The organism is Bordetella bronchialis (assembly GCF_001676705.1).
Taxonomy (GTDB): Bacteria; Pseudomonadota; Gammaproteobacteria; order Burkholderiales; family Burkholderiaceae_B; genus Bordetella_C; species Bordetella_C bronchialis.
Map to the genome: position 1 here is coordinate 2,690,701 of NZ_CP016170.1, position 13,622 is coordinate 2,704,322.

Annotated in this window: 10 protein-coding genes; 5 read left to right on the forward strand and 5 right to left on the reverse strand. The window is 68.2% G+C overall.

Annotated features, from left to right (window positions below):
- Positions 1-228: 228 nt before the first annotated feature.
- Positions 229-1,956: an ABC transporter ATP-binding protein/permease gene (locus BAU06_RS11920; RefSeq protein ID WP_066349233.1), complete on the forward strand. Its 1,728-nt coding sequence runs from the start codon at positions 229-231 to the stop codon at positions 1,954-1,956.
- Positions 1,957-3,792, forward strand: coding sequence for an ATP-binding protein (locus tag BAU06_RS11925; protein ID WP_066349237.1), 1,836 nt, complete (start codon positions 1,957-1,959; stop codon positions 3,790-3,792).
- 34 nt (positions 3,793-3,826) lie between these two features.
- Here the strand turns inward: BAU06_RS11925 and BAU06_RS11930 are convergent, their stop codons facing one another.
- Positions 3,827-5,143, reverse strand: a complete 1,317-nt coding sequence (locus BAU06_RS11930; RefSeq protein WP_197509495.1) for an MASE1 domain-containing protein — start codon at positions 5,141-5,143, stop codon at positions 3,827-3,829.
- 176 nt (positions 5,144-5,319) lie between these two features.
- Here BAU06_RS11930 and ggt point away from each other — a divergent pair, with 176 nt between their 5' ends.
- From ggt to BAU06_RS11945, 3 genes are all read left to right on the forward strand, one after another.
- Positions 5,320-6,984 (forward strand): gamma-glutamyltransferase, encoded by a 1,665-nt coding sequence (ggt, locus tag BAU06_RS11935; protein ID WP_231934086.1) that lies wholly within the window; start codon positions 5,320-5,322, stop codon positions 6,982-6,984.
- 5 nt (positions 6,985-6,989) lie between these two features.
- Positions 6,990-7,214 carry a SlyX family protein gene (locus BAU06_RS11940; RefSeq protein WP_066349246.1) on the forward strand — a complete coding sequence of 75 codons (225 nt, stop codon included), beginning with the start codon at positions 6,990-6,992 and terminating at the stop codon, positions 7,212-7,214.
- 235 nt (positions 7,215-7,449) lie between these two features.
- Complete coding sequence (locus tag BAU06_RS11945; protein WP_066349249.1) at positions 7,450-8,982, forward strand: glycosyltransferase family 39 protein; 1,533 nt, start codon at positions 7,450-7,452, stop codon at positions 8,980-8,982.
- A gap of 41 nt (positions 8,983-9,023) precedes the next feature.
- Here the strand turns inward: BAU06_RS11945 and BAU06_RS11950 are convergent, their stop codons facing one another.
- The 4 genes from BAU06_RS11950 to BAU06_RS27275 are packed head-to-tail and all read right to left on the reverse strand — an operon-like array spanning position 9,024 to position 13,226.
- The gene (locus BAU06_RS11950) at positions 9,024-9,467 is read right to left on the reverse strand and encodes an SRPBCC family protein (protein WP_066349255.1); all 444 of its coding nucleotides are present in this window, start codon (positions 9,465-9,467) and stop codon (positions 9,024-9,026) included.
- A complete protein-coding gene (locus BAU06_RS11955) occupies positions 9,464-11,134 on the reverse strand; it encodes a flotillin family protein (RefSeq protein ID WP_066349260.1) in 1,671 nt (556 codons plus the stop codon). Before BAU06_RS11955 ends, BAU06_RS11950 begins: the two co-directional genes overlap by 4 nt.
- A gap of 12 nt (positions 11,135-11,146) precedes the next feature.
- Entirely contained in the window at positions 11,147-11,977 is an 831-nt protein-coding gene (locus tag BAU06_RS11960) for a phosphoenolpyruvate hydrolase family protein (protein ID WP_066349265.1), read from the reverse strand.
- Complete coding sequence (locus tag BAU06_RS27275; RefSeq protein WP_197509527.1) at positions 11,958-13,226, reverse strand: Tm-1-like ATP-binding domain-containing protein; 1,269 nt, start codon at positions 13,224-13,226, stop codon at positions 11,958-11,960. The genes BAU06_RS11960 and BAU06_RS27275 overlap by 20 nt, the downstream gene beginning before the upstream one ends.
- Between the last annotated feature and the right edge of the window lie 396 nt (positions 13,227-13,622).

Sequence of the window (13,622 nt, forward strand, 5' to 3'; positions counted from 1 at the left end):
GTAAGCCGCCGGCCATGCCCAGCCTGATACGCGGCGGCCGGGCAAGCGTTGAAACCTTCTCGGTAATGGTATGTCTGAACGGCATCACCTTACGAGTCCACAACCATGGTTTCAGATCGAGCAAAGCAGGGCGGTTCCCGCGGACAAGCGCATCCTTCCCCGGCGGAAGCGGGCCCCGGCCACAGTCTGGACAACGGCGGCAAGACCTCCCCGGCCCTGCTGGGCGCCATGTTTCCGGCGCACGGCCAGAAGGTTTCCGCATGGCGGCTGATCAAGCCTTACTGGGTTTCCGAGGACCGCCATAAGGCCCGGGGCCTGCTCGCGTTGGTGCTGGCGTTGAACCTGGCGATCGTCTACGTGAACCTGCGGGTCAATACCTGGTACGCCACGTTCTATGATGCACTGGACAAGCGCGATCTTCCCGCGTTCACACACTTGGTTTTGGTTTTTACCCTGCTGGCTTTCATCTTCATCGCGTTGAGCACCGCGCAGATCTATTTTCGCCAGATGCTGGAATTCCGCTGGCGCCAATGGCTGACGGACGTCTACCTGCGCCAGTGGCTGGTCAGCCGCTCGTATTACCGCATGGAACGCGACCACATCGTCGACAACCCGGACCAGCGCATCGCGGAGGACCTGCGCAGCATGGCGTCCAATACCCTGGCGCTCTCCATCGACCTGATCTCCACCATCGCGACGTTCTGCGTTTTCGTGTCGCTGCTGTGGATGCTGTCCGGCGCGCTGGGTTTCGCGGTGTTCGGCCATCCCGTGCAGATTCCGGGCTATATGGTCTGGGCGGCGGTGATCTACGGCATACTCGGTTCTTTCGCCGTGCACAAGATCGCGCGTCGCCTGGTGGACGTCGGCTATCGCCAGCAGAAGGTAGAGGCCGATTTCCGCGTGCTGCTGGTGCGCGTGCGCGAAAACGCCGAGCAGATCGCCTTTTACGATGGCGGTCCGGAGGAAGGCCGGCGCGCGCGCGCCGCGTTCGGCGCGGTCCGCAACAACTGGCGCGAGATCATGCGCTATACCAAGCGGCTGGTGTTCGCCAGTTCGATCTACGGGCAGGTCGCCATCATCTTTCCGCTGGTGGCGGCGGCGCCGCGCTACTTCGCCGGCGCCTTCACCCTGGGCGTGCTGATGCAGCTCAATAATGCCTTCGGACAGGTCAGCGGCGCCTGTTCCTGGTTCATCAACAGCTATGCCACGCTGGCGGATTGGCGCGCCACGATCAACCGCTTGCGCGAATTCAGCACCCGGATGGGCGAGGGCGACCACGATCGCCTGGCGCGCGAACAGCGCGACGAAGTAGCCGCGCGCGACCTGCAGGTCTTCCGTCCCGATGGCCAGCCGCTGGCGGTCCCGGCGGCCTTCCGCGTGCGGCCCGGCGAGCGCTGGCTGGTGCGAGGCCCCTCGGGCGCGGGCAAGAGCACCTTGTTGCGGACCCTGGCGGGCCTGTGGCCGCATGCGTCCGGCGCGTTGGCCATGCCGGCCGGCGAACGCGCGCATGGCCGCGTCGCCTTGTTCCTGCCCCAGTCGACGTATGTGCCGGACGGCACCTTGAAGCAGGCGGTCTGCTATCCGGAAGCCACGGACGCCTATAGCGACCAGGCCTGCGCGGAAGCGCTGCGCCTGTGCCGGCTGGAGTCCTATGCCGACCAGCTCTACGTGACCGATGCGTGGTCGCGCCGGCTGTCGCCCGGCGAGAAGCAGCGGCTGTCGTTCGCGCGGGCCCTGCTGCTGAAGCCGGACTTCCTTTTCATGGACGAATCGACGTCCTCGCTGGACGCCGATACCGAGCGTCACTTGTACGAAACCCTGTTGCAGCGCCTGCCCGACGCGGCGGTGATCAGCGTCGCGCACCGCGATACGCTGGCGCGCTTCCATACGCACGAGATGCGTGTCGGGCCGCAGGCCGGCGTCCAGCCCCTGGCGCTGGCGCCGGTCGGGACCTGAATGGAACAGGGTTTCGTCATCGGCCCCGCCGCGTTCTGGCGGGAGGTCTTCCCGGCCATGGTCCTGCTGCTGGCCACGGCCATCGGCGTGTCGCTGGGCTATTGGCAATTGCGTCGCGAGGTCATGCGGCGGCGCGCCGTCGAGGCCCAGCTGCAGGCGGCGCGCGACCTGGCCGATAGCGCCGCGCTGGCCAAGTCCACCTTCCTGGCCACGATGAGCCATGAGATCCGGACACCCTTGAGCGGCATCATCGGCATGCTGGACCTGCTGATGCGCGCGTCGATGGGCGCGGAGCAGCGGCAGATGCTGATGGCAGTGAATTCGTCCGCCAATTCGCTGTTGCAGATCCTGGACCAGGTGATGGACTTCTCCAAGATGGAGGCCAACCGCATGAGCCTGGAGTCCGTGCCGGTGGACCTGCGCGCCATGATCCAGAGCGTGGTCATGGTCATGGGCGAGCCCGCGCGGCGCCGCGGGGTGGACACCAACTATGAAATCGACGACGCGGTCAGCGACGCGCTGCTCGGCGACCCTTTGCGTATCCGCCAGATCCTGACGAATCTGATCAGCAACGCCGCCAAGTTCACCTCGCAGGGCGAGGTGCGGCTGACGCTGACCGTGGATGCCGCGGACGGCGGCCACCAGTCATTGCGTTTCGTCGTAGCGGATACGGGCATCGGTATTCCGCGCGAAAAGCTGTCGCAGGTGATGGCGCCGTTTCGCCAGGCCGAGCCGTCGATCTCGCGGCACTATGGCGGCAGCGGCCTGGGCCTGTCGGTGTCCAGCCGGCTGGCGGCATTGATGGGAGGAAAGCTGGTGCTCGACAGCGTCCCCGGCCAAGGAACGCGCGCGACGTTCGTGTGCCGGTTGCCGGTGTCTCCCGTGGCCGCGCCGCGGCCGGTTCCCGCCGGCACGCAACGGCCGCGTGGCGCCGCATCGCTTGCATCGACCGCGTCCGTTGCATCCGCCGCATCCGCCACATCCGCGATACCCGCCACGCCGACGTCCATGCCGGCGCCGGCGGATGCCGTGACGGCTACGCATGATCTCGCGCGCGATGTGCCGCGCCTGCTGGTGGTGGACGACCATGCCATCAACCGCGACCTGATACGCCGGCAGTTGGCCACCCTGGGCTATGCCTGCGATGTGCGGGGCGATGGCGCGGCCGCGCTGCAGGCCTTGCGCTCGGGCCGCTATGCCATGCTCCTGACGGATTGCCACATGCCCGCCATGGACGGCGCCGAACTGGTGCGGGCGTGGCGCCGGGAGGAAAGGCGCGAGGGTGCCGTTTCGCCACGGCTGCCCGTCGTGATGGTGACCGCCAAGGCGGACGCCGAGGAGCCATGCACGACGGACGTGGACGCGCGCATCCGCAAGCCCGTCACGCTGGATAGACTGCGCGCGGTATTGCTGGACTGCCTGCCATCGGGGGCGGTGACGGCCGCGCTGGCCAGCGAACCGCCCGATGCCGGCCTCGCGCGGATGCCGGAGCGGCGCGCCGGCCTGGCGCTGGACACGCTGCGGGCACATTTCCGCCAGGACGATGCGGTTCTGCGCGAATTCCTGCGGGCATCGCTGTCGGCCTTGCGGGCCGACCTGGCCCAGGCCCCGTCGGGAGTGTGCCCGCAGGTTTGCGTACGCTATGCGGATTGGCTGCACCGCGCGCTGGGCGCGCTGAGCATGCTGGGGCACTGGCCCGTCGTGGAAGAAGGCAATGCGCTGGAGGACGCCTTGCGCGGTACGCCCGGGCCGGAGCTTTCGCCGCGGATGACGGATTTCCTGGCGCGGTTCGCGCGGACCGTCGACGAGATCGAACGCGAAGTCCAGCGGCTTTGAAGACAACACAGCGGGCGGAGCGGCAAGCCCGGCGTCACGGCAAGCCCTGGTATTGCGCGTCGTCCACGGCCGTGCCCATCAGGCCCGTCATCCGGTCCGGCACCTGGCTCATCGCCGATCCGGCCATTTCCGTCGCGTGAAATCCGCCATCGGCGCCACGGATGCGCAGGCGCAGCCGCCGCAGGGCATAGGAATCGGCACCCGTGTGCAGCCACGCCCGCACGCGGTCGCGGTCGTCGGCGTGCACGCGGGCCAGCCAGTCGTCCAGGCTCATCGGGCCGTCGGGCACTTCGATGCCGTAGGGCAGCCGTCCCAGCCAGGACAGGCGCTGTTCCGCGCGGCGGTATTCCCAGGCGACCTGGCCGCTGACGTGCAGCGCCGCTTCCAGTTGCCGCGTCAGGGCGGCGGTGCGTTTCAAGGCCTGCTCGCGGTCGGCGGACAGGGCCGTCGTGACCAGGCTCAACAGCGCGGCGCAGCCCAGGAAACCTTGCACGGCCAACAGCGGCTCGCCGCTGAAGTGCGCGATGTTGGCGTAGGGGCCCATGCCGCTCAGGGTGTAGGAGCCGGCCAGCAGCGCCAGTCCCGCCACCACCAGCGAGCTGCCGGCCGCGCCCCATGCCAGGGCCACGATGGCGACGAACAGCAGTGGCCCGTAGCTCATGCCGAAGCCGTCGTGCCAGACGAAATGCGGCCCCTTGGGCGGATTGTTGAAAACGATATTCGTGCCGGCCAGCAACGCGAACGCGGCGATCAGGCCGATCCACAGGTGCAGCATGTTCTGCTCGGCCAGCGCGCGGGGCCGAAAGCGGGACCAGGCCAGGATCGCCGGCGTGGTGATGATGCAGCCGACGAAGCCGGCAAGGCTCCATACATACCAGTGTTCGGCCGATGCGGAGGCATCGACCGCACGCAGGCCCAAGGCGGCCAGCGCGCCACCGCCCACGCTGCCTGCGGCCAGCAGGACGATGAACCACAGCGCGGCGCGCAGCGTGGCCAAGGTATCGGCCGCGTGCGCGCGCCAGCGCCACAAGGACGCGACGGCGCCGCAGAACAGCAGGTCGGTCACGGCGAACACCAGGGCGACCGCGAGCGGGCGTTCGCCGACGACGATGCCGATCGCGATATGCATCGTCGCCGCCAGGACCATCCATATGCACCAGCGCCGCGGCGGGCTCAGCATGAGGGCAGCCATGAGCACGCCCGCGGGCGGCCAGAAGAGCGTGGACAAGGTGACCGCGTCGCGCTCGCGCATGCTGACCGCCGCCAGGCAGGCATAGGCCAGCATGAATCCCAGCAGGCTCAACACGTGGCGCCGCGCCATGGCTTTGGGATAGGATAGGTTCCGTGACATCGGCGGCATCTTACAATGCCCGCTCCTGGATAACACCACCATGGCAAGGGGATGAAACGATGGCTATTCAGCGCTTTGGCCGCGTGGCCGCGGGGCTGCTCGCGGCGGTTCTGTGGGCGGGCGTGCCGCTGGCGGCGCGCGCGGCGTCGGCCCCGGCCGTGGAGGCCCGCAACGGCATGGTCGTGACGTCGCAATACCTGGCCACGCAGGTGGGCGTCGACATTTTGAAAATGGGCGGCAACGCCATCGACGCCGCCGTCGCCGTGGGCTACGCCCAGGCGGTGGTCAATCCCTGTTGCGGCAATATCGGCGGCGGCGGCTTCATGACCATACACCTGGCCGACGGGCGCGATACCTTCATCAATTTCCGCGAGACCGCGCCGGCCGGCGCGTCGCGCGATATGTACCTGGACGCCAAGGGCGAACTGATCAAGGGCGCCAGCCTGTACGGCTACCGCGCCGTCGCCACGCCCGGCACCGTCATGGGCATGGATACCGCGCTGCGCAAATACGGCCGGCTGTCCCGCCAGGACGTGATGGCGCCGGCCATCCGGCTGGCCCGCGACGGCTTCGTGCTGACCCGCGCGGACACCGATATCCTGGACACCAGCACGGACATGTTCCGTCGCGACGCGGAGGCGGCCAAGGTCTTCCTGCGCGCCGACGGTACGCCGCTGCAGCCGGGCGACCGCCTGGTGCAGGCGGACCTGGCGCGCACGCTGCAGGCCATCGCGGACGCCGGGCCCGACGCCTTCTACAAAGGCCGCATACCGGCCGCGGTGGAGCAGGCGTCCATGCGCGGCGGCGGCGTGATCCGGGCCGCGGATTTCGCCGCCTACAAGATCGCGGAGACGGCACCCGTCACCTGCAATTACCGGGGCTACGTTTTCGTTTCGGCGCCGCCGCCCAGTTCCGGCGGAACCACCCTGTGCCAGATCCTGAACATCCTGTCCGGCTATGACCTGCGCGCCATGGGTTACGGGTCGGCGCAATCGGTGCATGTCATGACCGAAGCCATGCGCCACGCCTATATGGACCGCAATACCTACCTGGGCGATCCGGCCTTCGTCGACAATCCGCTGGGGCGCTTGCTGAGCAAGTCCTACGCCGCGGCCATACGCGAGAAGATCGCCGCCGACCGCGCCACGCCATCCGCGCAAGTCGTCCCTGGGGCGGCGCCGCACGAGAAGACCGAGACCACCCATTACTCCATCGTGGACAAGGACGGCAATGCCGTGTCCACCACGTATACGGTGAACGGCCGGTTCGGCGCCGGCGTGATCGCGCCGGGCACCGGTTTCTTCCTGAACGACGAAATGGACGACTTCACCACCAAGCTCGGCGCGCAGAATCTGTTCGGGCTGGTGCAGGGCGCCACCAACGCGATCGCCCCCGGCAAGCGGCCCTTGTCCTCCATGGCGCCCACGCTGGTCACGCGCAATGGCAAGACCTATATGGTGCTGGGCTCGCCGGGCGGGTCGCGCATCATCACCATTACGCTGGAAACGGCGATCAATGTCATCGACCATGGCATGGCGCCTCAGGAAGCCGTGGATGCCCCGCGCATCCATCACCAGTGGCTGCCCGACGAGGTCTATTACGAGAAATACGGCCTGTCGCCCGATACGCTGGGTATTCTGCGCGGCATGGGATACAAGATGGTGGAACAGACGCCTTGGGGCGCGGCGGAACTGGTGCTGGTGGGCCTGCCCGACGAAGCGCGCAAGGACGGTGCGGCCAGTTCGGGCAACGATGCATCCGTATCCGGCGCCGTCCGGCCCGGTTACCTGTATGGCGCCAACGACGCCCGCCGTCCGGCCGGCGCGGCAATGGGGTATTGATGGCAATGGATGAAGCAGGGGACCTGGCGGATCGTGTCAAGGAACTGGAAATCAAGGCCGGCTTCGCGGAGGACCTGCTGGACCGGCTGAACGAAATCGTGCACAGGCAGCAGTCGCAGATCGAAAGGCTGGCCCAGCAGATCGGCCAGCTGCGCGGGCGCCTGGCCGACATGGAGGACGCCAAGGCGGGCTCGCGCGGTCCGCGGGATGAACTGCCGCCGCATTACTAGTGCGCGGCACGCCAGGGTCCATGAGTCGCACGGCGCCACATCCGTGAGGCGCACGCGCGTTTGACGGAAGTTGCACGGCCTGCCGCCGTTGTTGCGGCGGTTCAACGGCCGGTACTGTCCGGCTTCCACGGCATGTTCAACGTTGCCAGGAATAGGCCGCGGAACGTCGTGGCTCCCAGGCTTTCCTAAATGGCATTGGAGTGGGATGCGCCATTCCGTTCGCTATTCAGGATCCATGGCAGAAATCCTCGTTCCCTCCTATTCCCCCGGCCATCGCGGCCTGGCCGATGCCGATAGCGGATCGGTGCGCCTGTCCGTATTGCTCGTTATTCATTTCGCCGTCTGGACGGCCGCCTCCTGGCTGTATCGCGCCAATCTGGATTGGGCGGGCGATATGCTGGAAAACTACAGCTGGGGCATAGCCTGGCAGCCCGGCTACTACAAGCATCCGCCCTTGTTCGCGTGGATGACGGCGGCGTGGTTCAGCGTCTTTCCGCATACCGACGCGGCGTATTTCGCGTTGTCGATGGCCAACGCCATTCTGGGCGTGTGCGGCATCGTCTCGCTGGCGCGCCGCTTCCTGCCGGCGCGAGAGGCCGCGCTGGCCGGCGTGGCCATGGCGGTATCGCCCATCTACACGACGCTGGCGATCAAGTTCAACGCCAATACCGTGCTGCTGTCGCTGTGGCCCTGGACCGCTTATTTCTTCGTGCGGTATATGCAGACGGGGTCGCGCCGGGCCGCCATGGCGCTGGGCGCCGCCGCCGCCCTTGCCATGCTAGGCAAGTATTTCTCGGTGGCGCTGCTGGCGGGGCTGGCGCTGGCCGGGCTATGCCGGCCCGCATGGCGCGCGCGCCTGAAACAGCCGCAGACGCTTCTTGCGGTCATGACGGGGGTGATCGTGCTTTGGCCGCATCTGCGCTGGCTGGCGCAAAACGACATGCCCACGTTCGCCTACGCCGACGAGCGGATGCAGGAAATCGTGCGGCCGCTGCCGGCCGTCGCGGGCGAGCTGGTGCGGTACGCCATGACGCAACTGCTTTATCTGTTGCCCGGCATGGCTTTCCTGTGGCTGCTGGCACGCCATTCGCGCGGACGCGCGGCCAAGCTGATGCTGCATGGCTTCGTGCGCCGTTCGCTGCACCGCGACCTATGGTGGCTTGCCATGGGCACCTTCGTGGCCATCTGCGTGCTCGCCCTGGCCACGCGGACGCATTTTTCCCCGCTTTGGGGCAATGCGCAGTGGTTCGCCATCAGTGCATTCTGGCTGGCGGTGCTCGCCAATGCCGGCATCGGGCTGGAGACGCGGCGCATTCCAGCGATCATGGCGGTCTACTGGATCCTGGCGCTGGTGCTGTCGGCGGGCGGCGGCTACCTCAAGGCCATTCATCACGACCGCGGCGCCATGGAGCCGCGCCAGGCGCTGGCGCGGGCCGCGCACGCCGTGTGGGATAGCCGGGTCGGCGAACCCCTGGCCATCGTGGCCGGCGACGAAAAGGAAGCAAGGGCGGTCGCGTTCTACGCCAGCCAGCGGATTCATTACTGGGACATTTTCGATCCGGGCACGACCCCGTGGATCGACCGGATGCAGGTCCGGCGCCAGGGCGTCCTGTTCGTCTGCCGCGACGACGACGCCCAGTGCCAACATGCCGCCGCCGGCTACTCCGGGGCTCCGCCCGTCGCGATTGCGGTGCGGCGCACCGTATGGGGCGTGCAGTCCGCGCCGCGGAAGTATGTGCTGTACGTCATGCCCCCGGCGGGCGGCTGATTCCTGGCATACCTGCCGGATCCCCGGGCGGCCCGCGCGCCTTAGCGGCGCTGCGCCAGCCGCGCGGCCAGCGCGTGGAAGCCCGCCAGGAAGACTTCCTGCCCGATGAAGCGCTTGAGCTCGGCTTCGCGTTCCGGCGGTGCGTTGAACTCGGCGGTCCATTCGCCGAAGCAGCGGTCGCCGTCGGTGACGGGCGTCAGCTTCAGGGTCGCGACGTAGTCGGTCACGCCCATGGGGCTTTCCAGGATGGCGTACGTGAAGGTGTAGTCGTAATCGGACAGGGCCAGCAACTGCTCGCGGATGACGCCGCCCTCGCGGGTATGAAAATACCGCACGCAACCGATGCGGTCGGAGGTCAGGCCATTTTCGATAAGCGAATCGGCGATCAGGGGATGCCAGAGCGGCATGCCGTTGAAGTCCCGCACGATGGCCCAGACGTCGGCCGCCGGCGCGTCGATGACGCTGGATACGAAAACCGTGGTCATTGCTTTTTCTCTCCGGCTGGCGCGGCCAGCGTACCGGCGCCGGCCATGCGATTGATGTCGGCGGTATCCAGCCCGATTTCCTTGAGCAGTTGGTCGACGATGGGCGCCTGGGCGCGGAAGCGCAGCGCCGAATTGACCACCGAATCGGCGAAGTTTCCGCCATGGTCATGGCCGCCGGCGCCGCCCGCCAGGCCGTCGACATGCATGATGCGTATGCTGTCGATCTTCTCCATGGGCTTGACGGATTCGCGGATGATGCCTTCGACCTTGTCCAGGAGCCGCATGCGCAGGGCCGAGGCGCGGGCCTCCGGCGTCAGGATATTGGACGACTCGTTCATCATGCGCAGGCCTTCGGCTTCCACTTCGTGGCGGATGCGGGCGGCGGCAAGGCGTATGCGTTCCGCGTCGGCCTGCGCTTCGGCCTGGGCGCGCATCGCGTAGCCGCGGTCCTCGCTGGCGGCACGTTCGGCCTCGGCGGCCACCCGCATGCCCAGGGCGTCGCGCTCGGCGGCCTGCGCCGCCGCGACCAGTTCGATGCGCTTGCGCCGCTCGGCCATTTCAAGCTCGCGCGCGGTGAAGATCTTTTCTTCCGCCGAGACGGCCAGGGCGCGCGCGGCATCGGCCGCGGCCTGCGCCTCGGATTGGGACTTCGATTGCATGGCCACGGCGATGGAGCGCTGCTGTTCGGCCAGCTCGATGGTCTTGCGGCGCTCGATCTCCGCCGCCTGTATCTCGCGGTCCTTGTTGATGCGGCTGGATTCGACGGTCTGTTCGGCGCGCAGGCGGGCTTCCTCCACGGCCTGCTGGGCGGCGATCTGGGCCCGCTGGCCTTCCTTGTCGCGCTCGGCGCGTTCGCGCGCCAGCGTGGCGCGCTGTTCGGCGCGGGCGATCTCCAGCTCCCGTTCCTGCGCCAGGCGCGCGCCTTCCGACTCGCGATCGATATCCAGGGAAAGCTTTTCGGCTTCCAGGTTCTTGTTGCGTATCGCGATCAGTGTGTCCTGCTCGATATCGTTGCGCTGCTTCTTGCGCCGTTCGATCTGTTCGGTCAGGCGCGTCAAGCCTTCGGCATCGAAGGCATTGCTGGGATTGAAGAACTCCATGGGGGTCTGGTCCAGCTGGGTCAGCGATGCGCCTTCCAGTTCCAGGCCGTTCTTGATCAGGTTCTCGGCGACGGCTTCCCGCACGCGCCGCACGTAGTCGCCACGGCGTTCATGCAGCTCTTCCATGGTCAGTTCCGCCGCGACGGTGCGCAGGGCATCGACGAATTTGCCCTCCAGCAATTCCTTCAGCTGCTCCGGCGCCATGGTGCGCTGGCCCAGCGTCTGGGCGGCGTCCGAGACGGCCTGCGCGCTGGCCTGCACGCGCACATAGAACTCCGCGATGACGTCCACGCGCATGCGGTCCTTGGTGATCAGGGCCTTGTCCCGCCCGCGCGAGACCTCCAGCCTGAGCGTGTTCATATTGACCGGAATCACGTCGTGGACGATGGGCAGTACCAGCGCGCCGCCGTCCAGGACGACCCGCTGGCCGCCCAGGCCGGTACGCACGAAGGCGCGCTCCTTGGACGCCCGCAGGTACAGCCAGTGCAGCAGCCCGACGACGATGGCGGCAACGATCGCGACCGCGAGCACGATCAGCAGGAAAGTGCCGAATTGTGAGCCTGACATGATGAGCCTCTTCTATCGGGTGATTTGTTTGAAGCGCCGCGCCGTTTCGGTCAGCGCGGTCTCGGCCGGCAGGCGCTCCATGCTGGAGGCGCCGAAGAATCCATGGCAGGCGCCGCACTGCGAGAGGATGGTGGCGGCGTCCTGCGGGGTGGCGATGGGACCGCCATGGCATAGCACGATCACGTCGTCGCGGGCCGTGCGCGCGGCATCGGCCCAGGCCTGGATGCGCGGCACGCAGTCGGGCAGCGTAAGCGCGGTCCGGGCGCCGATATCCCCGCCCGTCGTCAGGCCCAGGTGGCAGACGACGACGTCGGCGCCCGCGCGCGCCATATCCGCGGCGTCGGATTCGCTGAACACATAGGGCGTGGTCAGCATGTCCAGTGCGTGGGCGCGCGCGATCATCTCGACTTCCATGCCGTAGCTCATGCCGGTCTCTTCCAGGTTGGCGCGGAAGACGCCGTCGATCAGGCCGACGGTGGGAAAGTTCTGCACGCCCGAGAAGCCTAGCGCGCGCAGGCGCTGCAGCAGGTCGTCCGCGATCATGAACGGGTCGGTGCCATTCACGCCGGCCAGAACCGGCGTGCGTTGCACCACGGGCAGGACTTCGTGCGCCATCTCCAATACCACGTCGTTGGCGTTGCCATAGGCCATCAGCCCCGCCAGCGAACCGCGCCCCGCCATGCGGTAGCGCCCGGAGTTATAGATGACGATCAGGTCGACGCCGCCGGCTTCCTCGCAGCGCGCCGACAAGCCCGTGCCGGCGCCGGCGCCGACGATGGGCTCGCCGCGCGCGATCATGCCGCGCAGGCGTTCGAGTATGGTGTCACGCGCGATGCGCGGCATGGGCGGTCTCCTGGCGTGGGCGTTGGGCGAGGGCCGGCTCGGCGGCCTGGATGTCGCGAAAAGCCTGGACCAGCGCGTCGGCGAAGCGCGGGTCGTTGATGTGATAGGGCAGCCGGCGCAGCTGTCGCCTGGGGGTGGACTGGAAGGCCTTTTCGATGGTGTCGAAGAGCGCGCGATCGGCCTCCGGATCCCAGAACGGCTGGCCGGGCATGTCGATGGCCGAGACGCCGCCTTCGGGCAACAGGAAGCGCACCGGACCGGTCATGCGGTTCAGCTTGTCGGCCAGGAAAGCGCCGATGCGGCGGTTCTCGTCCGCAGTCGTGCGCATCAGCGTCACGTTGTCGTTGTGCTTGTACAGCCGGCGGCCGTGAAAGCGCTCGGGCACGGTGTCCATGGCCATGAAGTTGACCATGTCCAGGGCGCCGCATGCCCCCACGTAGGGAATGCCCGTCTCGATAATGGCGTCCAGGCGCCCCGGGCCCGCGGAGAACACGCCGCCCACGATCTCGTCGGCGATTTCGGTGGTCGATACGTCTATCACGCCTTGCAGCAGGTGGGACTCGACCAGTTTCTCCATGGAGTTGCCGCCGATGCCGGTGGCGTGGAAGACCATGCAGTCGTAGTCGCCCCGCAGGGCCGCGGTAACGGCCTGCACGCAGGGCGTGGTGACGCCGAACATGGTCAAGCCGACGGCGGGACGCGGGGCGGCGGGCGGCGGCCGGCGGTTCAGGATCATGCCGGCCAGCGCGTGGGCGGCGTTGCCCAGCACCTGGCTGCTGATGGGGTGGATGCCGGACACGTCGGTGACGGAGTACATCATGCAGATGTCGCAGGGCCCCACGTACGGCCGTACGTCGCCCGATGCGACGGTGGACACCATGACCTTGGGGACGCCCACGGGCAGGGCGCGCATCCCGGCGGTGGCCAGGGCGGTGCCGCCCGAGCCGCCGGCGCCGATGACACCGCCCAGGTCGCGGCGCGTAGCCAGGTATCGCGCCAGGGCCCGCGACATGGCGGACACCGCGGAGCCGCGGTCGCCGGTGAATACCGCCCGCTCGCCATCCGGATGGTGGCGCGCGACTTCGCGCGGATGCACGCCCGCCGGCGAGGGCTGCCCGGAAGTCGAGACGTCCACGGTGACGGTGCGCAGCCCCAGGCGCTGCAGGCAGTCGCGCACCAGCAGGAGTTCGCGCGCCTTGGTGTCGAAGGTGCCGACGACATACGCGGCGCGGTCGGCCAGCGCGCCCATGGAAGACAGCGGGGCGGCGCCGCGGTCGATCAGGCCGTCGGCCGCATCCGGGATCGTGTGGCCGCGATCGGCCGGGCCGCGTTCGGCTGGACCGGCTTCGGCCGGATGGCGGCGCGTCGCATCGCCGCCCGTGCCGTTGTCTTGCGTGGCGCCCGGCAGCACGGCCGCCGCCTGCCAGCGGTTGAAGCCTTCGCCGCCCGGCGCGTAGGCCGGCACGGAGACCTCGGACGGATGCTCGCGCCGCACCGTCAGCACTTCCACCATGCCTGCGCCTTCGCCGATTACGGGCCGGCCCGTCGCGGCGGGCGTCTCGCCGTCCACGGCCGTGCCCGATGCCACCCCCAGCAAGCGCTGCTGCAGCGCGCGGTCCGCCGCCAGGCCGGCGGCCGGCAGGAC